14 protein-coding genes and 1 pseudogene are annotated in these 22,124 nt (G+C 71.1%); 4 read left to right on the top strand and 11 right to left on the bottom strand.

What is annotated here, in order from left to right:
- Positions 1–244: 244 nt before the first annotated feature.
- The gene (gene hisC, locus ACFZDC_RS04290) at positions 245–1,324 is read left to right on the top strand and encodes a histidinol-phosphate transaminase (RefSeq protein ID WP_391319957.1); all 1,080 of its coding nucleotides are present in this window, start codon (positions 245–247) and stop codon (positions 1,322–1,324) included.
- A 57-nt stretch (positions 1,325–1,381) separates the two neighbouring features.
- On the opposite strand, the pseudogene ACFZDC_RS04285 reads toward hisC, so the two are convergent.
- A pseudogene (locus ACFZDC_RS04285) lies at positions 1,382–1,757 on the bottom strand (cyclophilin-like fold protein).
- Positions 1,758–1,964: 207 nt separating this feature from the next.
- On the opposite strand from ACFZDC_RS04285, the gene ACFZDC_RS04280 reads away from it, so the two are divergent.
- Genes ACFZDC_RS04280 through cydD form a run of 3 tightly spaced genes read left to right on the top strand, consistent with a single transcriptional unit; the run spans position 1,965 to position 8,125 of the window.
- Positions 1,965–3,473, top strand: coding sequence for a cytochrome ubiquinol oxidase subunit I (locus tag ACFZDC_RS04280; RefSeq protein WP_391319955.1), 1,509 nt, complete (start codon positions 1,965–1,967; stop codon positions 3,471–3,473).
- A gap of 15 nt (positions 3,474–3,488) precedes the next feature.
- Positions 3,489–4,508, top strand: a complete 1,020-nt coding sequence (cydB, locus tag ACFZDC_RS04275) for a cytochrome d ubiquinol oxidase subunit II (RefSeq protein ID WP_391319953.1) — start codon at positions 3,489–3,491, stop codon at positions 4,506–4,508.
- A 59-nt stretch (positions 4,509–4,567) separates the two neighbouring features.
- Positions 4,568–8,125 (top strand): thiol reductant ABC exporter subunit CydD, encoded by a 3,558-nt coding sequence (gene cydD, locus ACFZDC_RS04270; protein WP_391319951.1) that lies wholly within the window; start codon positions 4,568–4,570, stop codon positions 8,123–8,125.
- Positions 8,126–8,201: 76 nt separating this feature from the next.
- On the opposite strand, the gene ACFZDC_RS04265 is transcribed toward cydD, so the two are convergent.
- The 10 genes from ACFZDC_RS04265 to ACFZDC_RS04220 all read right to left on the bottom strand — a co-directional run bounded on the left by ACFZDC_RS04265 (position 8,202) and on the right by ACFZDC_RS04220 (position 21,900).
- A complete protein-coding gene (locus tag ACFZDC_RS04265; protein ID WP_391319950.1) occupies positions 8,202–9,089 on the bottom strand; it encodes an HAD hydrolase family protein in 888 nt (295 codons plus the stop codon).
- A gap of 84 nt (positions 9,090–9,173) precedes the next feature.
- Complete coding sequence (locus ACFZDC_RS04260; RefSeq protein WP_391319948.1) at positions 9,174–10,067, bottom strand: LLM class flavin-dependent oxidoreductase; 894 nt, start codon at positions 10,065–10,067, stop codon at positions 9,174–9,176.
- 68 nt (positions 10,068–10,135) lie between these two features.
- Positions 10,136–10,498 (bottom strand): hypothetical protein, encoded by a 363-nt coding sequence (locus ACFZDC_RS04255; RefSeq protein WP_391319947.1) that lies wholly within the window; start codon positions 10,496–10,498, stop codon positions 10,136–10,138.
- 54 nt (positions 10,499–10,552) lie between these two features.
- Positions 10,553–11,797, bottom strand: a complete 1,245-nt coding sequence (locus tag ACFZDC_RS04250) for an SWIM zinc finger family protein (protein WP_391319945.1) — start codon at positions 11,795–11,797, stop codon at positions 10,553–10,555.
- The gene (locus ACFZDC_RS04245) at positions 11,794–14,667 is read right to left on the bottom strand and encodes an SNF2-related protein (RefSeq protein ID WP_391319943.1); all 2,874 of its coding nucleotides are present in this window, start codon (positions 14,665–14,667) and stop codon (positions 11,794–11,796) included. The genes ACFZDC_RS04250 and ACFZDC_RS04245 overlap by 4 nt, the downstream gene beginning before the upstream one ends.
- Before the next feature lie 93 nt (positions 14,668–14,760).
- On the bottom strand, positions 14,761–16,971 hold the full coding sequence (locus ACFZDC_RS04240; protein WP_391319942.1) for a plasmid pRiA4b ORF-3 family protein: 2,211 nt from the start codon (positions 16,969–16,971) through the stop codon (positions 14,761–14,763).
- A 453-nt stretch (positions 16,972–17,424) separates the two neighbouring features.
- Positions 17,425–17,973, bottom strand: a complete 549-nt coding sequence (locus ACFZDC_RS04235; protein ID WP_391319940.1) for an RNA 2'-phosphotransferase — start codon at positions 17,971–17,973, stop codon at positions 17,425–17,427.
- Between the two features lie 121 nt (positions 17,974–18,094).
- The gene (locus ACFZDC_RS04230; RefSeq protein ID WP_391319938.1) at positions 18,095–19,042 is read right to left on the bottom strand and encodes a MerR family transcriptional regulator; all 948 of its coding nucleotides are present in this window, start codon (positions 19,040–19,042) and stop codon (positions 18,095–18,097) included.
- A 264-nt stretch (positions 19,043–19,306) separates the two neighbouring features.
- Positions 19,307–21,061: an SDR family oxidoreductase gene (locus ACFZDC_RS04225; RefSeq protein ID WP_391319936.1), complete on the bottom strand. Its 1,755-nt coding sequence runs from the start codon at positions 21,059–21,061 to the stop codon at positions 19,307–19,309.
- Entirely contained in the window at positions 21,058–21,900 is an 843-nt protein-coding gene (locus tag ACFZDC_RS04220; RefSeq protein WP_391319934.1) for a M24 family metallopeptidase, read from the bottom strand. Before ACFZDC_RS04220 ends, ACFZDC_RS04225 begins: the two co-directional genes overlap by 4 nt.
- Positions 21,901–22,124: the final 224 nt, after the last annotated feature.

Raw genomic sequence — 22,124 nt, 5'->3', positions numbered from 1 at the left:
GTCTCAACTCACCTTCACGGGTGATGCGCGCTACGGCGCGAGCCACCGGCGCATAGATATATGTACGGCGCGCCCCCCGATACGTGCGCCTTCGTATGGTGATGCCCCTGATGCCTGTGGGACCAATGAGGTTCGCCTCTTGCTGTCCTGCACCTGTTCGCAGGGGAGCCGAATCCTCATAAGGTGAGGAGTATTGGAAGCCGACGGCGTCGATGGGCCGCCGGTGGTCGCGAGGAGGACTGCGGTGAGCGAGACGAGCCCGAAGCTGCGCGCCGAGCTGGGGGGTATCCCCACCTACAAGCCGGGCAAGCCCGCCGCGGCCGGCGGGCCGGTCGCCTACAAGCTGTCCTCCAACGAGAACCCGTATCCGCCGCTGCCCGGTGTGATGGAGAGCGTGACCGCGGCCGCCTGCAACTTCAACCGCTACCCGGACATGGCCTGTACCGGGCTGATGAACGAGCTGTCGGATCGCTTCGGTGTCCCGCTGTCCCACCTGGCCACCGGCACCGGCTCGGTGGGCGTCGCCCAGCAGCTGATCCAGGCCACCAGCGGCCCCGGCGACGAGGTGATCTACGCCTGGAGGTCCTTCGAGGCGTACCCGATCATCACGCAGATCAGCGGCGCCCGGTCGGTGCAGGTGCCGCTCACGCCGGGCGATGTGCACGACCTGGACGCGATGGCGGACGCGATCACCGACCGGACACGTCTGATCTTCGTCTGCAACCCCAACAACCCGACCGGCACGGTGGTGCGGCGGGCCGAGCTGGAGCGGTTCCTCGACCGGGTGCCCGGCGATGTGCTGGTGGTGCTGGACGAGGCCTACCGCGAGTTCATCCGCGACCCCGAGGTGCCCGACGGTGTCGAGCTGTACCGGCAGCGGCCCAACGTGTGCGTCCTGCGCACCTTCTCCAAGGCGTACGGCCTCGCGGGGCTGCGCGTCGGTTTCGCGATCGCCCATGAGCCGGTGGCGGCGGCGCTGCGCAAGACGGCGGTGCCCTTCGGGGTCAGCCAGCTCGCGCAGGAGGCGGCAATCGCCTCGCTGCGGGCCGAGGACGAGCTGCTGGGCCGGGTCGGCTCGCTGGTGTGCGAGCGCACGCGTGTGGTCGAAGCACTGCGCGTGCAGGGGTGGACGGTGCCGGAGACCCAGGCCAACTTCGTATGGCTGCGGCTGGGGGAGCGCACGGTCGCGTTCGCGGCGGCCTGCGAGGAGCACGGTGTGGTGGTCCGGCCGTTCCCGGGCGAGGGCGTGCGGGTGACGGTCGGGGAGACCGAGGCGAACGACATCTTCCTGAAGGTGGCGGAAGCGTTCCACAAGGAGATCTGAGGGGCTTCGTACAGGGGTCCGAAGCGGTTCCGAGTGGGCCTCGCCTCGTGCGGGGCCCTACTCGTCGGTCAAATCCGCGCGTACGGGGACGCCGTCGCGCACGTTTGCCAGGACCACGGCGTTCCCCTCCACGCGTCCGAGGCCATGGCACGGGCTGGCGAAGCGGCACTCGTCGCCTCGCGAGAGGGGTGTGGGCCCGTAGGGGAGGGCCAGCACGTCGCCTTCCGTCCAGAAGGCCACGGTGCCCGGTGCCACGACCTGCCGGGCATTCGTTTCACGGGAAACAGCGATCCTTGTGTCGACATACACCTCTTTGCCCCCACGTGCGGGCGGTGGCCGCGAGCGGCAGGGTCTTCGCGAGGGCCTGGGTGATCGGTGTGTCGCCGAGGGGCGCGGTGATGTTGCCCGCGGGCCAGGACATCCGTATCTGCATGGCGCGCAATTCAACAAGATGTTGAAATTACTACCCAGGTCTTGACGTGGTGGCACTAGAACCACCCCGCCCTACCGGGCCGAAAATCGGTGCGTCATAATGGCTTGTGAATGTGAACGCTTTCACAAGCGTGCCCGGCTGCTCCCGTGATGTACGGAACAAAAGGGGCAGGCTGCCGCTACCACGGCGGAGTAAGGAGCTGACGACGTGGAATTGGCTTTGGCGCCGGAGACACTGGCGCGCTGGCAGTTCGGCATCACCACCGTCTACCACTTCCTGTTCGTCCCGCTGACGATCTCCCTGGCCGCCCTCACGGCCGGGCTGCAGACGGCCTGGGTCCGCTCGGAGAAGGAGAAGTACCTCAGGGCGACGAAGTTCTGGGGCAAGCTCTTCCTGATCAACATCGCGATGGGTGTGGTCACCGGCATCGTTCAGGAGTTCCAGTTCGGCATGAACTGGTCGGACTACTCGCGCTTCGTCGGTGACATCTTCGGTGCGCCGCTCGCCTTCGAGGCCCTGATCGCGTTCTTCTTCGAGTCCACCTTCATCGGCCTGTGGATCTTCGGTTGGGACAAGCTGCCGAAGAAGATCCATCTCGCCTGCATCTGGATGGTCTCGATCGGCACGATCCTGTCGGCGTACTTCATCCTGGCGGCCAACAGTTGGATGCAGCACCCCGTCGGCTACAAGATCGACAAGGCGAAGGGGCGTGCCGAGCTGACCGACTTCTGGGCCGTCCTGACCCAGAACACCGCGCTCAGCCAGGCCTTCCACACCCTCTCCGCGGCCTTCCTGACCGGCGGCGCCTTCATGGTGGGCATCTCCGCCTACCACCTGGCCCGCAAGAGGCACATCCGGGAGATGAAGACCTCGCTGCGGCTCGGCCTCGTCACCGTGGTCATCGCCGGTCTTCTCACGGCGGTCAGCGGCGACGTGCTCGGCAAGGTGATGTTCAAGCAGCAGCCGATGAAGATGGCGGCAGCCGAGGCACTCTGGGACGGCCAGAAGCCGGCGCCGTTCTCGATCTTCGCCTACGGTGACGTCGAGAAGGGCCACAACTCCGTGGCCATTGAGATCCCGGGCTTGCTGTCCTTCCTCGCCGACGACGACTTCACGTCGTACGTGCCCGGCATCAACGACGTCAACAAGGCCGAGCAGCAGAAGTTCGGGCCCGGCGACTACCGGCCCAACATCCCCGTCGCCTTCTGGGGCTTCCGCTGGATGATCGGCTTCGGCATGGCTTCCTTCGCCATCGGCCTCACCGGACTCTGGCTGACCCGCAAGAAGTTCATGCTGCCGGAGCACCTGAGGGTGGGCGACGACGAGGTGCCGCACCTGGTCCTGTTCAGGAACACAGCACTCGGCCCGAAGCTCACCACCTGGTACTGGCGCATCGCGATCTGGACCCTGGCCTTCCCCCTGATCGCCAACTCCTGGGGCTGGATCTTCACCGAGACGGGCCGTCAGCCTTGGGCCGTCTACGGTGTGCTGCAGACCCGGAACGCGGTCTCCCCCGGTGTCTCCCAGGGCGAGGTCCTCACCTCGATGATCGTCTTCACCACGCTGTACGCCATCCTCGCCGTCATCGAGGTCAAGCTGCTCGCGAAGTACGTCAAGAGCGGGCCGCCCGAGCTGACCGATGCCGACCTCAACCCGCCCACGAAGATCGGCGGCGACACCCGTGACGCCGACAAGCCGATGGCCTTCTCGTACTAGGCCGAGGGGACAGTCATGGAACTTCACGACGTCTGGTTCGTCCTGATCGCCGTCCTGTGGACCGGCTACTTCTTCCTGGAGGGCTTCGACTTCGGGGTCGGCATTCTCACCAAGCTGCTCGCCAGGAACCGGCCCGAGCGGCGGGTACTGATCAACACCATCGGACCCGTCTGGGACGGCAACGAGGTGTGGCTGCTCACCGCGGGCGGTGCGACCTTCGCCGCCTTTCCGGAGTGGTACGCCACCCTCTTCTCCGGCTTCTATCTGCCGCTGCTGGTCATCCTGGTCTGCTTGATCGTCCGGGGCGTGGCCTTCGAGTACCGGGCGAAGCGACCCGAGGAGAACTGGCAGCGCAACTGGGAGACGGCCATCTTCTGGACCTCGCTCATCCCGGCGTTCCTGTGGGGGGTGGCCTTCGGAAATATCGTGCGCGGCGTCAAGATCGACCAGCACTTCGAGTACGTCGGCACTCTAGGGGACCTGCTCCATCCCTACGCCCTGCTCGGCGGCCTGGTGACGCTTACACTCTTCACCTTCCACGGGGCGGTGTTCACCGCGCTCAAGACCGTCGGTGACATCCGGCTGCGGGCACGGAAGCTGGCGCTGTGGGTCGGTCTCGTCACGGCTGTAGTGGCGCTCGGCTTTCTGCTGTGGACGCAGGCCGACAGCGGTGACGGCAAGAGCCTGGTCGCCCTGATCGTGGCGGTCGCCGCCCTGGTGGCCGCTCTGGTGGCCAACCAGGTGGGGCGCGAGGGATGGTCGTTCGCGCTGTCCGGCGTGACCATCGTGGCGTCCGTGGCGATGCTCTTCCTGTCGCTCTTTCCGAACGTCATGCCGTCCACGCTCAACGGGGACTGGAGTCTGACGGTCGCCAACGCCTCGTCGAGCCCGTACACCCTGAAGATCATGACCTGGTGTGCGGCGATCGCCACTCCGATCGTCCTGCTCTACCAGGGCTGGACCTACTGGGTGTTCCGCAAGCGGATCGGCACGCAGCACATCGCTCCCGACGCTTCCGCCGGCGCCGCACACTGAGTCCGCCGGGGGTGCGTTTCACGTGAAACACACCCTCTGGTCCGAAGGGCATGTTTCACGTGAAACCGATCGATCCGCGCCTCCTGCGATACGCCCGAGCCACCCGCTTGTTCCTGGTGGCGGTCGTCGGTCTGGGAGCCGTCGGGGCCGGCCTGGTCATCGCCCAGGCGATGCTCATCGCCGAGGTGGTGGTCGGAGCCTTCCAGGATGGGCAGTCGTTCCCTGAACTCCGCACTCCCCTGCTGCTGCTCGCCGTCGTAGCCGTGGGCCGGTCGGTTGTCGCATGGCTCACCGAGCTGGCGGCACACCGCGCGAGTGCGGCCGTGAAGTCGGAGCTACGGCGGCGGGTGCTGGAGCACGCTGCTCAGCTGGGCCCCGGATGGCTGAGCGGACAGCGGACCGGCTCGTTGGTCACCCTGGCCACACGTGGGGTCGACGCCCTTGACGACTACTTCTCCCGCTATCTCCCGCAGTTGGGGCTCGCGGTGGTCGTCCCGGTGGCCGTCCTGGCGCGGATCGTCACCGAGGACTGGGTCTCGGCGGCCATCATCGTCGGCACCCTGCCCCTCATCCCGCTCTTCATGATGTTGATCGGCTGGGCCACCCAGTCACGGATGGACCGTCAGTGGCGTCTGCTGTCCCGGCTGTCGGGCCACTTCCTGGACGTGGTCACCGGGCTGCCCACCCTGAAGGTGTTCGGCCGCGCCAAGGCACAGGCCGAGTCCATCCGCCGGATCACCGGCGAGTACCGCCAGGCCACCATGCGGACCCTGCGGATCGCCTTCCTCTCCTCGTTCGCCCTGGAGTTGCTGGCCACGTTGTCGGTCGCCCTGGTCGCTGTGACCATCGGCATGCGCCTGGTGCACGGCGACATGGACCTCTACATCGGCCTGGTCATCCTGGTGCTGGCGCCTGAGGCGTATCTGCCGCTGCGCCAGGTGGGCGCGCAGTACCACGCGGCGGCAGAGGGGCTGGCAGCGGCGGAGGAGATCTTCGCCGTGCTGGAGACGCCGGTGACGGCGTACGGGACCGCGGCGGTGCCCGCCGGGCCGGTGGCCTTCGACGGGGTGACCATCCGCTACCCGGGACGGTCGACGGATGCCGTGACCGACGTGTCCTTCACCGTCGAGCCCGGCGAGACGGTGGCGCTGGTCGGGCCGAGCGGCGCGGGCAAGTCGACCCTGCTGAACATGCTGCTGGGGTTCGTACGGCCCACCGAGGGCCGGGTGCGGGTCGGGGACGCCGATCTCGCGGACGTCGACCTCGAGAAGTGGCGGTCGTGTATCGCGTGGGTGCCGCAGCGGCCGCACCTGTATGCCGGGACCATCGCGGAGAACGTACGGCTGGCCAGGCCCGAAGCCGACGACACCGCCGTACGGCGGGCGTTGCGCGACGCGGGTGCGCTGGAGTTCGTGGACGCGCTGCCCGAGGGGCCCGACACGGTGCTCGGAGAGGACGGGGCCGGGCTGTCCGCCGGGCAGCGGCAGCGGCTCGCGCTGGCCCGGGCCTTCCTCGCCGACCGGCCCGTCCTGCTGCTGGACGAGCCGACGGCGGCACTGGACGGAGCGACGGAGGCCGATGTCGTGGCAGCGGTGCGGCGCCTCGCGGTGGGCCGCACGGTGCTGCTCGTGGTGCACCGGCCGGCGCTGCTGGAGGTTGCGGACCGAGTGGTGCGGCTGGATCTGCCCGAGGTGTCCGGCGCCGAGTCGACTGTCGGCGCGGCGCCTGCCGTTGTGGCCGCCGAGCACGACGGCCCCGGTACGCGCGCCCTCGAAACGAGCGGCCCTGCGGAGGCCGAACCCCGCACCGCCGCCGCCCCTCGGCGGCGGGTGCCGGCCCGGGTCCGGGCCCTGGCCGGTCCCCGGCGCGGCCGGCTGCTCTTCGCTCTGCTGCTCGGAAGCCTGGCCCTCGGCAGTGCCGTCGGGCTGATGGCCACCTCCGGCTGGCTCATCTCCCGGGCCTCGCAGCAGCCGCCGGTGCTGTACCTGATGGTGGCCGTGACGGCGACGCGGGCCTTCGGGATCGGCCGGGCCGTCTTCCGGTACGCCGAGCGGCTGGTGTCGCACGAGGCCGTGCTGCGGATGCTGGCCGACACCCGGGTCGCCGTCTACCGGCGGCTGGAGCGGCTGGCGCCCGCGGGCCTGCGGACGGCACGCCGCGGCGATCTGCTCTCCCGGCTGGTCGCCGACGTGGACGCGCTCCAGGACTACTGGCTCCGCTGGCTGCTGCCCGCCGGCGTCGCGATCGCCGTCTCCAGCGCCTCCGTCGCCTTCACGGCCTGGCTGCTGCCCGAGGCCGGGGCCGCACTCGCGGCGGGGCTCTGCGCGGCCGGTGTCGGGGTTCCCCTGGTCACCGCGGCCGCGGCCCGGCGTGCCGAGCGGCGGCTGGCGCCCGCCCGGGGCGTGCTCGCGACCCGCGTGACCGACCTGCTCACCGGTACCGCGGAACTGACGGTCGCCGGCGCGCTGCCGGCCCGTACGGCCGCGGCCCGGCAGGCCGACGGCACGCTCACCCGGATCGCCTCGCGCGCCGCCAGCGTCACCGCGCTCGGCGACGGGCTCACCGCGCTCCTTTCCGGTCTGACCGTCACCGCTTCCGCGTTGCTCGGTGCCCAGGCGGTGGCCGCGGGGCGGCTCGACGGGGTGGCGATGGCCGTGGTGGTCCTCACCCCGCTGGCCGCCTTCGAGGCCGTACTGGGACTGCCGCTCGCCGTGCGCTACCGGCAGCGGGTGCGCCGCAGTGCGGAGCGTGTGTACGAGGTACTGGACGCCCCGGAGCCCGTACGGGAACCCGAGCGGCCCCGGCAGGCGCCCGCCGCGCCCTTCCCGGTCGTCGTCAGGGGCCTGACCGCCCGGCACGAGGGGCAGCACCGGGACGCGATCGCCGGACTCGACCTCACCTTGGAGGAGGGGCGCCGGATCGCCGTCGTCGGTCCTTCCGGCTCCGGCAAGACCACCCTCGCCCAGGTGCTGCTGCGGTTCCTCGACCCGGGGGCGGGCTCGTACACGCTCGCCGGTGTCGACGCGTGCGCGCTCGCCGGTGACGACGTACGACGGTTCGTCGGACTGTGCGCCCAGGACGCGCACCTCTTCGACAGCACCGTGCGCGAGAACCTGCTGCTGGCCCGGAAGGACGCCACCGAGGCCGACCTGCGCGACGCACTGGCCGGGGCCCGGCTGCTGGACTGGGTGGAGGGGCTGCCCCACGGACTCGACACGCTCGTCGGCGAGCACGGGGCGCGGTTGTCCGGCGGCCAGCGGCAGCGGCTCGCACTGGCGCGTGCGCTGCTCGCCGACTTCCCGGTGCTCGTCCTGGACGAGCCCGCCGAGCACCTGGAACTGCCGACGGCGGACGCACTCACCTCGGATCTGCTGGCCGCCACCGCGGGCCGTACGACGCTGCTGATCACCCACCGGCTGGCGGGCCTCGACGCGGTGGACGAGGTGGTCGTGCTCGATGCGGGCCGGGTGGTGCAGCGGGGTCCCTACGTGGAGCTGGCCGCCGTGGACGGGCCGCTGCGGACCATGGCGCGGCGGGAGAGGGCGGCGGAGTCGCTGGTCGGGGCGGTGACGGAGCGTGGCGGCAGGCGCACCCGGGCCCCGCTCGAGGCTCTGTGACAGAGGGAGTACCGCGACGGTGGTGTGGCAGGCACCCTGCGAGGCCGCTACCCGTGAGCCCCGACCAGCGGTGGGGTCATGGGTGTTCGGCGATCAAACGCTCGATCACGACCGCCACGCCGTCCTCGTTGTTGGCGACCGTACGGCCCGAGGCGGCGGCGATGACGTCCGGGTGGGCATTGCCCATCGCGTACGACCGGCCGGCCCAGGTCAGCATCTCGACGTCGTTGGGCATGTCCCCGAAGGCCACGACCTCCTCGTGCGAGATGCCGCGCTCGGCACAGCACAGGGCGAGTGTGCTGGCCTTGGAGACGCCGGGGCCGCTGAGTTCCAGCAGGGCGCTGGGGCTGGAGCGGGTGACGTTGGCACGGTCGCCGATCGCCAGGCGGGCCAGGGTGAGGAAGGCATCCGGGTCGAGGTCGGGGTGGTAGGCGAGGATCTTGAGGACGGGCTGGTCGGCGTCCGGGCCCTCGGGCGCGAGGAGCTCCTCGGCGGGCAGCAGGTTGTCCGGTATCTCCATGTGCAGCTTGGGGTAGGCCGGCTCCTGGTGGAAGCCGTACGTCTGCTCGACCGCGAACACCGTGCCGGGTGCCGCCTCGCGCAGCAGACGCACGGCGGCCAACGCGTTCGCGCGGGCCAGTTCGCGCACCTTCACGAACCGGTGGGTACCGGGTCCGCCGTGCAGGTCGACCACGGCGGCGCCGTTGCCGCAGATCGCCAGGCCGTGACCGTGGACGTGGTCGCTGACGACGTCCATCCAGCGGGCCGGGCGGCCGGTGACGAAGAAGACCTCGATGCCCGCGGCCTCGGCGGCGGCCAGCGCGGCGACCGTCCTCGGGGAGACCGACTTGTCGTCGCGCAGCAGAGTGCCGTCGAGGTCGGTGGCGATCAGCCGCGGCCTTAGGGCGGCGGCCGGGGTCCCGGGCTGTCTGGTCGCTGAGGTCACCGGGCCATTCTCGCGCATATGCCCGCACGGCCGTGCGGAAGTCCGCACGGACGAGTCCACAGACACATCACAGATGGCCGACAGGCCACGTCCGTCACCGGGTCAGAGCAGCTGGGCGAGCGCATCCATGGCGATGCGCTCGAAGACCTTCTCGTCCGCGGCGAAGTCGGAGTCCGGGATGGGCCAGTGGATCACGATCTCGGTGAAGCCCAGCTCCCGGTGGCGGCCGGCGAAGTCCACGAAGGCGTCCAGGGACTCGAGCGGCCGGCCGCGGTCCGGGGTGAACCCGGTGAGCAGGACCTTCTCCATCCCGGCCACGTCCCGGCCGGCCGCCGCGCAGGCCTCGGACAGCTTCTCCAACTGGCCGCGCAGGGCCTGGACCGATTGCTCGGGGGTACCGCTCTCGTACAGCTTCGGGTCGCCGGTGGTGACCCAGGCCTGTCCGTACCGCGCGGCGAGCTTCAGTCCGCGCGGGCCGGTGGCCGCCACCGCGAACGGCAGCCGGGGCCGCTGCACGCAGCCGGGTATGTTGCGCGCCTCGTGCGCCGAGTAGAACCGGCCCTCGTACGACACCGCGTCCTCGGTGAGCAGTCGGTCGAGCAGCGGTACGAACTCGGCGAACCGGTCGGCGCGCTCGCGCGGCGTCCACGGCTCCTGGCCGAGGGCGGTCGCGTCGAAGCCGGTGCCGCCCGCGCCGATGCCCAGGGTGACGCGGCCGCCCGAGATGTCGTCCAGGGAGATCAGTTCCTTGGCGAGGGTCACCGGGTGCCGGAAGTTCGGCGAGGTTACGAGAGTACCCAGTCGCATACTCTGCGTAGTCATCGCTGCTGCGGTCAAAGTGGGTACCGCCCCGAACCACGGTCCGTCCCGGAAGGTGCGCCAGGAGAGGTGGTCGTAGGTATAGGCGGTGTGAAAGCCGAGGTCTTCGGCGCGTTGCCAGACCTTCTGTCCCTCGCCCCACCTGTGGATGGGAAGGATCACGGTGCTCAGTCGCATGCCTACGACTCTATGCTCCGGTGACTGGGAGCAACGACAGCACCGGGCATCCCCGGCTGGGGCTACCTTCAGCCCTCGCGGTGGCGCGCGAAGACGCGGGCGCGCTTCTGCTCCCAGGTCCAGTCCGCAGCCGTCCGGTGGAACGGGGCCCCGTTCGCCAGCTCGAAGAACTGGCCGGCGGGCCTGCCGATTGCCTTGAGGATCACGATGACGGAGAGCATGGGCTGGGGCCCCTGACTGTCCCGGCGGCACGCGTCAGCGAGCAGGTGGCTGATGATCGGGCCGCGGTAGTGGACGTTGTGCCCCTCCGCCTTCAGCGCTTGGCTGAGGGACTTGTACCAGCCGTCGGTGCGGCCTTCCCGCGCCCAACGTTGAAGGATCTCCATGGTCTCGTCCAGCGCTGCCACGTACTCGGCGTCGCCCAGTCTCATCCCGCCCCTGTCCTCACATCCGGTAAAACGGACGCCACTGCACCACCGCTGCCGTCACGTCCCAGTCCGCTGCCAGATCGCGGTGAGCGCGGCAACGGGGTCGGTGTCGGCCGGTGCCGCCGCCCACCATTCACCGTCGTTCTCCTGGCGGTAGGGGTACCAGCGGGCGTCGGGCCCCAGACGCACCTGGATGCCGTGGTCGGTGAGGGTGAGGCGGTTGCGCCAGGTCCTGAGGCGGACCGGGGTGTCGGTCATTTCGGCGAGGGCCGTGGTCAGGGCGGTGCGGGCTGCTGTCATCGCCGACGGGTCCGGGCTGTGGGGCTGTTCGGCGACGGTGATGCCGGTGAGGCCGCCGTGGCGCCATGCGCGGGTGAGACGGGCGAAGGCGGTGGCATGTGCGCCGATGTTCTGGATCAGGTGGTGGAACCACTCGGGGCCGGGGCTGTTGGCGGCGATGCGTACGGCGTCCTGGTGTTGGGTCAGGTGCAGGCTGGTGGTGTCGCCGGACAGCAGCCGTGTCGCCCGCACGGAGGCGTCGGTCATCAGGCGCTCCAGGTCCGCGCTGGTCAGACCGCTGCCGGACGGCGGGGGAACCGGCAGCGCCGCGACGTGGGCGGATGGTTCAGGCAGGTCGGGCAACCCCGGATCGTGCTCGGCCAGGGCGGCCCACGCGGCGTAGGCGCCGGCCGCGTGGACGCTGGCCGGAGCGGGCGGGGTGTCGACGGTCCGGCGCGCTGTGCGGCGTGCGCGCAGCTCCGCGAGGACGTCGTCCTGTCCGCGGCCCCGCATCGCGAACAGCACGAACGGGTCGTCGTCGATGGTGGCGGCGATGGCGTAGCAGAGCGCGGCGGCGTGCTTGCAGGGGTGGCCCCAGTCGGGGCAGGAGCATTCGGGGTCGAGTTCGGTGGGTTGCGGGAGGAGCGGGACGCCGGCGTGGCGGGCGTCGTCGACGAGTTCTGCGGGCATCTCGCCGTCGAGGAGGGCGGCGAGGTGTCCGGCTCGGGCCGCGATGGTGTCGAGGAGGGTGTCCCACTGGGTGTCGGTGAGGACGGGCAGGTGGACGGCGGAGCGGTACGGGCGTGGCCGGCTGCCCTGGACTGCTGCCTTGATCTGGCCCGGGGTGACGGTCGCCGGGCCGACCATGCCCTTGCGGGCGTAGGTGCGTCCGCGTGACAGGCGCCCGGCGTCCAGGGTGGAGCCCTCCAGGGCCGTCACCCATGCCTGCCCCCACCATGTCGCGGCGAAGGCACGCCCACCTCGGGCCGGCGCGCGGCGTGGGCCGGGGACCGAGGGGCTCACGGCTGCCTCCCGAGGGCGACGAGTTCGGCGAGGTCGGCGTCGGACAGTTCGGTGAGGGCGGCCTCGCCGGAGCCGACGACGGCGTCGGCGAGCGCGCGCTTGGATTCCAGGAGCTTGGCTACCTTGTCCTCCACGGTGCCCTCGGCGATGAATTTGTGGACCTGGACGGGTTTGTCCTGGCCGATGCGGTAGGCGCGGTCGGTGGCCTGATCCTCGACGGCCGGGTTCCACCAGCGGTCGTAGTGCACGACGTGGGTGGCGCGGGTGAGGTTGAGTCCGGTGCCAGCCGCCTTCAACGACAGCAGGAACACCGGCACTTCGCCTCGCTGGAAGCGTTCCACCATCTCCTCGCGCCGTGGGACGGGGGTGCCGCCGTGCAGGAAGACGGTGGGGGTGCCGCGTTCGGCGAGGTGTTTCTCCAGGAGGGTCGCCATCTTCGTGTACTGGGTGAAGACGAGTACCGACTCGCCTTCGGCGGTGATGGTGTCGATCAGTTCGTCGAGCAGGTCGAGTTTGCCGGACCGGCCGCGCAAAGGACTGGACTGGCGCAGGTACTGGGCCGGGTGGTTGCAGATCTGCTTGAGCGCGGTGAGTAGCTTGAGCACCAGGCCGCGGCGGGCGATGCCCTCGGATTCCTCGATCTTCGCCATGGTCTCGCGGACCACCGCTTCGTACAGGCTGGTCTGTTCGGCGGTCAGTGAGACGACGCGGTCGGTCTCGGTCTTGGCCGGCAGTTCGGGCGCGATGCCCGGGTCGGACTTCCTGCGGCGCAGCAGGAAGGGACGGACGAGCCGGGACAGGCGCTCGGCGGCCTCGGGATTGTCGCCCGACTCGATGGCGCGGGCGTGGCGGTCGCGGAAGGCGGTGAGCGGGCCGAGGAGTCCGGGGGTGGTCCAGTCGAGGAGCGCCCACAGTTCGGAGAGGTTGTTCTCCACGGGGGTACCGGTGAGGGCGACGCGGGCGCGGGCGGGCAGGGCCCGCAGTTCGCGGGCGGTGACGGCGTAGGGGTTCTTGACGTGCTGGGCCTCGTCGGCGGCGATCAGTGACCAGTCGTTCTCGGCGAGGACTGTGCGGTCGCGGCGCAGCACCCCGTAGGTGACCAGGACGATCTCGTCGCCGGCCAGGTCGTCGAGGTGCCGGTCGCCGCCGTGGTAGCGGCGCACCGGAGTGGCCGGCGCGAACCGGGCCGCCTCGCGCTGCCAGTTGCCGAGCAGCGAGGCCGGGCAGACGACGAGCGTGGGGCCCGTGGTGGCGGGGTCGGTCTGGCGGTGCAGATGCAGAGCGAGCAGGGTGATGGTCTTGCCCAGACCCATGTCGTCGGCGAGACAGCCGCCGAGGCCGAGTTCGCACATTTCGGCCAGCCAGGCAAGGCCCCGCTTCTGGTAGTCGCGCAAGGTGGCCTTGAGAGCGGCGGGCTGCGGGGCGGGAGTGCGGGCTTCGGGATCACGGATACGAGCGACGAGGTCGCCGAACTGGCCGACCGCCGCGCAGGGGATCGGCTCGCCGTCCCTTTCCACCTCGCCGGTCAGCGCGGCGCCGAGCGCTTCCATGGGGGCGAGCGGTTCCATCCGGCGGCGCCGGGCACGGGCCACCAGCTTCGGGTCGGCGACCACCCACTGGTCACGCAGCCGGACGAGGGGGCGGCGGGCCTCGGCGAGGGCGTCCATCTCGGCCTCGGTGAGCGGCTCGCCGCCCAGCGAGAGTTGCCAGCGGAAGTCGAGGAGGGCGTCGGCGTCGAGGAGGCCGCCCGCGCTGGAGCCGGGGGCGGTGCGCTGCCCGATCTCCGCGGTTGCGGTGAGTGCCTTGACCAGTTCGCGCGGCCAGTGCACGTCGATACCGGCCGCGCGCAGCGCGTCGGTGGCGTCACCCAGCAGCTCGAAGGCTTCGTCGTCGGTCAGCCGGAGCTGATCGGGAGCGGCGTCCTCCAGCAACCGCTGGAGCGGTGGCCAGACGCGGGCGCCGCGGCGCAGCGCGAGCAGCGTCTCGGTCTCGGCGCGCGGGCCGAGCAGCCGTTCCACTTCGGCCGGTTCGCTCCACAGGCGTGCGGCGTCGATGACCAGTGCCGGATCCGCCGCGGTGTGCAGTTGCAGGACGGCCCGGAACTGCCTGCGCCGCCCCTCGGGCAGGTCGACGCGCAGTGAGACGCCGACCTCGGCGGTGAACGCGGCGGCGGTCTCCTCGGCCCACTCGCGCAGGGCGGGCACGGCACGCGCCTCGCGCCTCGCGTACGGCAGGGCTCCCATGGCGAGCGGGGCGGCCGGGGTGCGGACCAGGTCGTCGGCGACCGCATCGCAGAACTGGCGTACCAGCGCGGCCGGTTCGGCGATCCGCAGCGGTGTCGGGCCGGGCTCGGGCAGGCAGTGGGCGTGGGGCGGGAACGCGGCGGCGAGGGCGTCCAGAGTCTGCCGCTGGGCTGTGGTGAAGGGACCCGCCTGCCAGCTGTCGTAGCCGGCGGGGGTGAGGGCCGGGTGGACACGGCCGTCGGCGAGCAGCCGCAGCGCGAGGCGGACGGCGGCCTGCCAGGCCGCCGCCGAGGGATGCGGTGGCTGTGCCCCGGTCAGGGCGGCAACGGCGAGAGCGACGGGCAGCGCGTAGCCCACCACCTTGCGCCGCCTGACCGAGCGGCCGTGCGGCAGCACCAGCTCCACCGCCTCGGTCTCGACACCCGCTGGTGCCATGCCATCCCCGTCGGCTGCTCCGGCAGGCTGCCACAGCAGCAGTCGGCCGAGGCGGGCGGGCTCGCCGGGCAGGAACACCGCCGCCCAGCCGCCGTCGAGCAGACCCCGCGCCCAGGCGGCCGACTCCGGTGTGGCCAGTGGCGGCACGCTCCTCATGCCGCTGCCCGGCTCCCGTACGACGACTCGTGCCATTCTCTTTCGCCTCATCGTTGTGCAAGCGAGCCGCACCGCGCCCCGCTTCCCACCACGCGCCGTCACCCACCAGCGGTTTCGGCCGCTCCTTCGTCACCGGCGGGAGTGCGCCTTGTTCGCCGCGGTGCGTATGCGTTTGGCCAGCCGCTTGTCGACGCCGCGCAAGCCCTCACCCAGTTCGGCGAGGACCTGCGCGGTGGCCGGGTGCTCCACCCGCCACAGGTCGTCCACCCGCTGTTCGAGCGCCTCCGGCGCCGTCTTCCAGTTCTCCAGGAAGCCCCGGACCAGCTCCTCGTTCTCTTGGGGACCGGCGAGGAGCGACAGCCCGTCGATGAGCAGCCACAACCCGGCCTCCTCCGCCTGCGCCGGGTCCCGGTGCGCTTCTGCCCCGGGGCGTGCGCCCAGGGCCGCGGTGGCCACCTGGCGGCACCCCGCGACATCGGAGTCCGCTGCCTTCCGCAGCACCCGCCGTGCCCGGGGGTCGTCGAGTTCGGCCAGCACCAGTTGGGCCACGGCGCGCTTCGCCGCGGCCTCGGGGCCGTCTCCCGCGCAGGCGTCGAGCAGCCCCACCGCGGCATCCGCCGCGGAGCGGTGTTCCAGCCACCCTTCGACCTCCCGGCGCATCTCCTCGGGGGAGTAGCCCAGGAGCCCCTGGAGCAGAGCGCCGGCGTCCGCTTCGGCGTACTCACCGAGCAGCGGCGCGGGCACACCGCACTCCATCAGGTAGGCGCGGAGCCCGTAGCGGCCGAGAGGGGTGAGCCGCATGCGGTCGCCGCGCCTGTCGTCCCGAGACCGGTCCGACGCCGCCGAGGAGGTTCCTGAACTGCCCGGCTCCTGCCCGCCCATGGCGTTCAGGGGTGTGCGCAGAGCCTGCTCGGGCGAATCGTCGCTGTCACCGGGCTCGTACTCCACCGCGCCCAACAGAGCAAGCCCTTCGCCCAGTACTCGGAAGGACGCCGCGAACAGAGCCTGGAAGAGATCGAACTCCGGTCCGTTCTCGCCCGCCTCACGGGTCTTCGCGCGCAGGTCGTGGACATCCACCCAGGCGTCGTCCGGGGCGTCGTACAGCAGGCCGACCAGTCCGTCGGCGATCTCGGCCGTCAGCTCGCCGAGCTCACCGTGCCACCCGTCCAGCACCCCCGTCTCACCGATCTCCTCCAGCAGATCGCCCAGCGTGGCGGCCCAGAACTCCAGAAGGTCCTCACCGGAGAAGTCGGTTGCCGCGCCACCCCACGCGCGGCCCCCGCTGATCGTGATCAGCCCGCCGTCCACGGCGAGCCACCACGGATCGTCGAGAACGGCCACGTCCTTGGCGCTGCGCAGCGATTTCAACGCACGAGCCCGCGCGACGGCATCGGCGTACGGCGAGTCGTCGCCGGCCAGCTTCCACAGGCCGAGCTTCTCGACGGCCTCACGGGCGAGCGCGGGCCGCAGCACCCGGCCGGCGGTGACCTGTCGTCCCTCGCGGCACCAGGCGGCGAGCCGCAGCGCCGCGTCGCAGAGCGGGACATCCCGCACAGCGGCGACAAGGTCCTCCTGCGGAGCCAGGGTGACCGGGCGCAGCACAGGCGCATCCTCGGCCGGATCGCCCACCCGGCACCGCCCGCAGGTACACAACGCCACGTCCTCGGCGGTGGGCCGACGGGCACCGCCGCGTCCGGCCGGACCACCGGGCGGCTGGCTCGCCGTGCCGGACGCCCTGTCCGGCGTCAGCCGGGCGAGCCGCCCGGTGATCTCGTCCCGGTCGAAGGCCGCCGGATCGTAACCCGCCGCGCGGAGCCCGGCGACGAGTTCGCCGTGCACGTCGTGCTCGGCCCCGTCCGGGCGGTCGAGGAGTTCGAGCACGTCGGCCAGCCCCCACACGCCGCCGATGTCCTCGCCGGGCACATCGGCGCGGCGGCCGCCCACGCAGCGCACCATGCGCTCCGCGTCCGCCGGGCGTGGCAGCGTCTTCTCCAGCGTGACCCCGTGCTCCCAGTCGTCCCCGAAATCGTAGGTGTAGCGCAGCCGTGCCCCCTCCTCGGTGAGCACGTCGCCGAGCGCGGTGGCGTCCTCGTCTCCGACCTCGCGGCCGAAACCGAGGTCGATGAGGTCGGCGGCGACACCGTACCCCCGACCGAACTCGTCGGTGAACAGGTGCAGATGCCCACCGTGCCAGCCGAAGGCGACCTGGATCGCGTCGTGCAGCGTGCCGAGCGAGGTGTCGGACGGCAGCACGATCCGCCGCCACAGAGGCGGTCTCGTACCGTGCAACACGATCTTCAGCTGGAGATCGGACGGGGATGTGTTCCCGTCTCGCCGCATCTGCTGCTCCCACCGCACCGGGGCTACTCGGACGGCCCCATCATGGCGCCGCCGGCGTGCCGTGCCCAAACCGGCTGTGGCGGCGGCCGTCCTTTTGAGTACACATGGCCTCGGCCCCGCCGGCAGTGGATATCCTGCGACCTTTCGCGGGCCGGGGGAGCGGCTCGGGAGCCCATGGCCCTGGGGGTCACCGGCTGTCGCAGCCCTCGACCGTATCGACCAGCAGGCGGCTTCGAGGAATCCGTATGCGTCACGACGACTGTCCCAGGACCGCGACGGGCCGTATCCACGGCCCACCGTGCTGACGGTGCTCAGACGCAGACTCATGCGTCCGAAAGTAAGGGGACGCACCGGCCATGGCCGAAATCGGTCACTGTGCGTGCCTGCTGAGCCACGCACGGGGCAGGGCCGTGGGATGTTCTGCGTGCGCCCGTGCACCGGGCTGTGCCGTTGTCAGCGCGGATCGGGAAACCGCAGGTAGCGCGCCGGTACGGCCTTGGTGAGCCACACGCCGTTGGCGCTGAGGTGGAAGACGTGGCCGTCGCGGTGCATGGCGCCGGCGTCCACGGCGAGCACGACGGGGCGGCCGCGGCGGGCACCGACCCGGGCCGCGGTCTTACGGTCGGCCGAGAGATGGACGTCGTGCCTGTTCATGGGCCTGAGGCCCGCGGCGCGGATCGCGTCCAGGTTGCGGGCCACGGTGCCGTGGTAGAGGTACGGCGGCGGGGTCGCCGGGGGCAGGCCGAGGTCGACCTCGACGGTGTGGCCCTGGCTGGCACGGATTTTCGTGCCTTCGATCGCGAAGCGTTGTTTGTCGTTGGCGGCCACCACGTGGTCGAGTTCCGCGCGCGTGAACCGGAATCCGTGCGCGGCGGCCGCGGCGATCAGTGTGTCGATCTCCACCCAGCCGCCCTCGTCGAGGCTGAGACCGATGCGTTCCGGTTGGTGGCGGAGGTGTTTCGAGAGGTACTTCGACACCTTCACGGTGCGTCTTTCGTCCATGCCTCCAGCGTGCTGGAGAGACGCGGATCACGCAGGTGGTTTTCGTCCGCAGGTTTGATCCACAACCAAGTGAGGTTATCCACAAGCGAATTGGAGGACTTGTGGACAACCGCGCACCAGTTCAGGGTGATTCGCGAAGTTCGGTGTGTGCGCCCTCCGGTGGGACAAGGCCGTCCAAGACCCGTGCACGCACCTCCCGTTCGGCAGCGAGCGCGATGAAGAGGGACGTGTGCGCGCCGCCAACAAGGCGCTCCACAGCCCTGATCGTCTCCACGGGAAGGTCGACGGGACGCGTCTCCTCGCGCGGCGACGCCGGCTGCCCGGTGACCAGACGTGTCCGTAGGTGCTGGACCGCGAAGACGCGCATGGCGCGGGCCAGTTCGGCATCCACCGTCTGCCGGGCCAGGGGTCGCAGCCGGCGCACCAGCGAGGCGGCCTCTGCCGCGTGGGCGTCCGTGCGGTGGGTGGCGTCGTCGAGGTAGCGCGCGAAGACGTACTCGCCGGTGAACTCCAGGAAACGGGCGGCTATGTGCTCCACTTGCCCCCTCAACTCCCGCAGATGACCAGAGATCGCGGACAGGGGGACCCCGGCAGCATGCAACTCGGCCGCGACGGACAGCTCTTGGGGACTCGGCACAAGGAAGGTGTCGGGGTCGCCGTCGACCGGTTCCAGTACGCCGAGTTCGACCGCCTCGGCCACGGCGTCCTCGTCGGGGGTGCCGCCGAAGCGGGTGCTCAGCTCCGCGCGGGTGATCCGGGCCGGCTCCTCGTCGGTCCACGGTCCCTCCACCTCGGTGACCAGACCGAGGACCCCGCCCAGGCCGCGGCCGGTGTCCCAGGCGTCCAGGAGCTCCTTGATCGAGGCCAGGGTGTAGCCGCGGTTCAGCAGGTGGCTGATCTGGAGGAGGCGGGTGAGGTGGATGTCGGAGTAGAGGTTGGCACGGCCCCGGCGCTCGGGACGGGGGAGGAGGCCTTTGTCCTGGTAGGCGCGGATGGTTCGCACGGTGGTGCGGGTGTGGTGGGCGAGGTCTTCGATGCGGTAGCTCTTCTGGGCCGGGGAGTCGGTCATGCGCGGCTTCCTCGGTCGGGGACCGCCGGCCGGGGCCGGGGCCGGGGGTGGGTGGGTTCCGCTCGACCGCGCTCGCGGGGTGCTTCCCTCACTCTCGGCGTCGCTCGAGCGAGGGACCTCCCCCGCCCGCCCTCCCCCACGCGCGGCTGCGCTCGCGCGGGGGACCTCCCCCCGCCCACCCTCCCCGACGCGCGGCTGCGCTCGCGCGGGGACACCCCCCTCACCCCGGCGGGCCGGCGGCCCGCGGGCACGCCGGCTCGTCGTTCACAGCCTCGGCTCCACCCGGGCGACCCTCCTCAACACCCCCGGCATGAAGCGCGACAGGAGACGTGCGCCCCGGGCCTCCGGAGTCACCGGTACGAGCGCTCTGTTGTGTGTCACCGCCTCCAGGACGGCCTCGGCGACCTTCTCCGGGGGGTAGTTGCGCAGGCCGTACAGGCGGGCCGAGCGTTTCTGACGGCGGCGTTCCTCGGCCTCGTCGACGCCGGTGAAGCGGGCTGTCGAGGTGATGTTGGTGTTGACGAAGCCGGGGCAGATCGCCGTGACTCCGATGTCCTGGGAGGCCAGTTCGGCGCGCAGGCACTCGGAGAGCATCAGGACCGCCGCCTTGGAGGTGCTGTAGGCAGGCAGTGCCCGGGAGGGCTGATAGGCGGCCGCCGAGGCGACGTTGACGATGTGGCCGCCCTGCCCACGCTCGGCCATGCGCGCGCCGAAGAGGCGGCAGCCGTGGATCACACCCCAGAGGTTGACGTCCAGGACCTTGCGCCAGTCGTCGGTCGTGGTGGTGAAGAAGGAGCCGGACAGGCCGATCCCCGCGTTGTTGACCAGCACGTCCAGCACGCCGTACTCGCGGTGCACCCTCTCGGCGAGCTTCTCCATGGCCTGTTCGTCGGAGACGTCCGCCGGCTCCGCCCAGGCCCCGGGCGCGCCGATCAGCCGGGACAGCTCGGCGGTGCGGGTGGCGGCCTCGGCATCGCGGTCGACGGCCACCACACGCGCGCCGGCCTGCGCGAACGCGAAGGCCGTGGCCCGCCCGATGCCGCTGCCCGCACCGGTGACCAGCACCAACTGCCCGCCGAACCGGTCGGCATGGCGACCGGTGGTCCCCGTCTCCGCACACCCGCCCTCGACCCTCGTCACGAACTCCCCGATCCAGGCGGCGACCTGGTCGGGCCGGGTGCGCGGGATCCAGTGCTTGGCCGGGAGCGTGCGCCGGGTCAGCCGCGGCACCCACTGCTCCAGGTCGTCGTACAGGCGCTCCGACAGGAACGCGTCTCCCAGGGGTGTGATGAGCTGCACCGGCGCGTGCGCGTACGCGTCCGGGCGTGGCCTGCGCAGCCGGGCCCGGACGTTGTCCCGGTACAGCCAGGCTCCGTGGGCCGCGTCGGAGGGCAGGGAGGAGGTCGGGTAGTCGCCGACGGGAACCTTCTCTGCCCGCTGCAGGATCCTCAGCCAGCGCTGGCCGAGCGGGCCGCGCCAGGCCAGTTCCGGCAGGGCGGGCGTGTGCAGCAGGTAGACGTACCAGGACTTGGCGCCCTGGCCGAGGAGCTGGCCCACCCGGCGGGGCGTGGGACGTCTCACGCGCGCGTTGATCCAGTGTCCGAAGTGGTCCAGGGACGGCCCGGACATCGACGTGAAGGAGGCGATACGGCCCTCCGCGCGGCCCACGGTGACGAACTCCCAGGACTGCACCGAGCCCCAGTCGTGGCCGACCAGGTGCACAGGGCGGTCCGGGCTCACCGCGTCCACGACCGCCAGGAAGTCGTCCGTGAGCTTCGCCAGGGTGAAGCCGCCGCGCAGCGGGCGCGGTGCCGTGGACCGACCATGGCCCCGGACGTCGTACAGGACGACATGGAAGCGGTCGGCGAGGCGGGCGGCGACCTCGGACCAGACCTCCTTGCTGTCCGGGTAGCCGTGCACCAGCACCACCGTCGGCTGCTCAGGATCGCCCAGTTCGGCCACACACAGCTCGACCCCGCCGGTGTGCACCCGGCGCTCACGCGCACCCTTCAGCGTCACTTCGCCTCCGCCCAGCGCCGCACGTGCGGCAGATCGTCGTCCAGCCAGAACGCGCTCTGCTCGGGATCCCGGGAGTCGGTGACCACCAGGATCTCCTCGAACTTCGCGCCCGTACCCCTGAAGCCGAGGTGGGGTTCGACCGCCCACAGGCCCGGCCGCGGCGGATGGTCGGAGAAGCGGTACGGCGACCACAGGGGCGACCAGCCCTCGCGGTGGCCGTGCAGGGCGTCGGCGGCCAGACCCCTGAGGGACTGGGTGCCGAACCCGAACAGATGCGGTGACCAGCGGCGCTGCTTCACCCGGTCCACCTTGTGGGCGATCACGCCGAAGGGATACGCACGGTGCCGGTTGGCGTAGCCCTGGCGGACCATGAGGTGGTCCACGTCCTCGTAGATCTCACGCAGTGGCCGTCGCTCGCGCACCTCGCGCAGGATCAGCTCGCGGTGCGCCTCCAGGTCGGCCATCAGCCGGTCCTGCACCGGGTTGACGCCCAGTGAGCCGGAGTAGCCGATGTCGGCCGTGAAGCCCTCGTACACCGGGGCCATGTCCAGGATGAACGGCATCCCCGGCTCCAGGGCGCGGTCGGTCGGGAAGAACTGCAGCGGGATGCGGAAGTTCACGAACGCCGTGCGGTCACCGAACCAGGCGAAGGGCAGGTGGAACCAGTCCCGTACCCCCCGTTCGCGCAGCCACTCGCGCTGCATCCGCGCCGCCTCGCGCTCGGTCACGCCCGGCTCGAGGCGTGCCGCCACCGCCTCGGCGCACTCGTAGGCGAGGCGCTGCACCCGCTCGAACCCCCGCAACTCCACGGGGAGTTCGCTGCTCACTGCCGTCGTCATGCCGCCCCCGTCGACTGCGGTACGCGTCCGTAACGTGACACTGGTGAATGTGACAGTTGTTAGAGGCGGCGTCAATGGCGGGATCAAGGGCTGTGGACAACGCCTGTGGGTGACGGGTGACGGGTGACGGGTGACGGGTGGCGACGGGGGATAACTCTCAGGCAGGGGATCCCTTAGGGCCTGTACTACTCGAGTCTGACGCGAAGACGGCTCTGAGGTCTGAC

This window comes from Streptomyces sp. NPDC007905 (assembly GCF_042959345.1).
In the GTDB taxonomy this organism is placed as follows: domain Bacteria; phylum Actinomycetota; class Actinomycetes; order Streptomycetales; family Streptomycetaceae; genus Streptomyces.
This window is presented reverse-complemented; position numbering and strand designations above follow the sequence as displayed.

Bases quoted from the DNA above. Each gene is read 5' to 3' on its own strand.
- ACFZDC_RS04265 (WP_391319950.1), bottom strand. From the start codon at position 9,089: ATGCGCGAGAATGGCCCGGTGACCTCAGCGACCAGACAGCCCGGGACC.
- ACFZDC_RS04260 (WP_391319948.1), bottom strand. From the start codon at position 10,067: ATGCGACTGAGCACCGTGATCCTTCCCATCCACAGGTGGGGCGAGGGA.
- ACFZDC_RS04245 (WP_391319943.1), bottom strand. From the start codon at position 14,667: ATGGCACGAGTCGTCGTACGGGAGCCGGGCAGCGGCATGAGGAGCGTG.
- cydB (WP_391319953.1), top strand. From the start codon at position 3,489: ATGGAACTTCACGACGTCTGGTTCGTCCTGATCGCCGTCCTGTGGACC.
- ACFZDC_RS04220 (WP_391319934.1), bottom strand. From the start codon at position 21,900: ATGACGACGGCAGTGAGCAGCGAACTCCCCGTGGAGTTGCGGGGGTTC.
- ACFZDC_RS04240 (WP_391319942.1), bottom strand. From the start codon at position 16,971: ATGCGGCGAGACGGGAACACATCCCCGTCCGATCTCCAGCTGAAGATC.
- ACFZDC_RS04255 (WP_391319947.1), bottom strand. From the start codon at position 10,498: ATGAGACTGGGCGACGCCGAGTACGTGGCAGCGCTGGACGAGACCATG.
- ACFZDC_RS04230 (WP_391319938.1), bottom strand. From the start codon at position 19,042: ATGACCGACTCCCCGGCCCAGAAGAGCTACCGCATCGAAGACCTCGCC.
- ACFZDC_RS04235 (WP_391319940.1), bottom strand. From the start codon at position 17,973: ATGGACGAAAGACGCACCGTGAAGGTGTCGAAGTACCTCTCGAAACAC.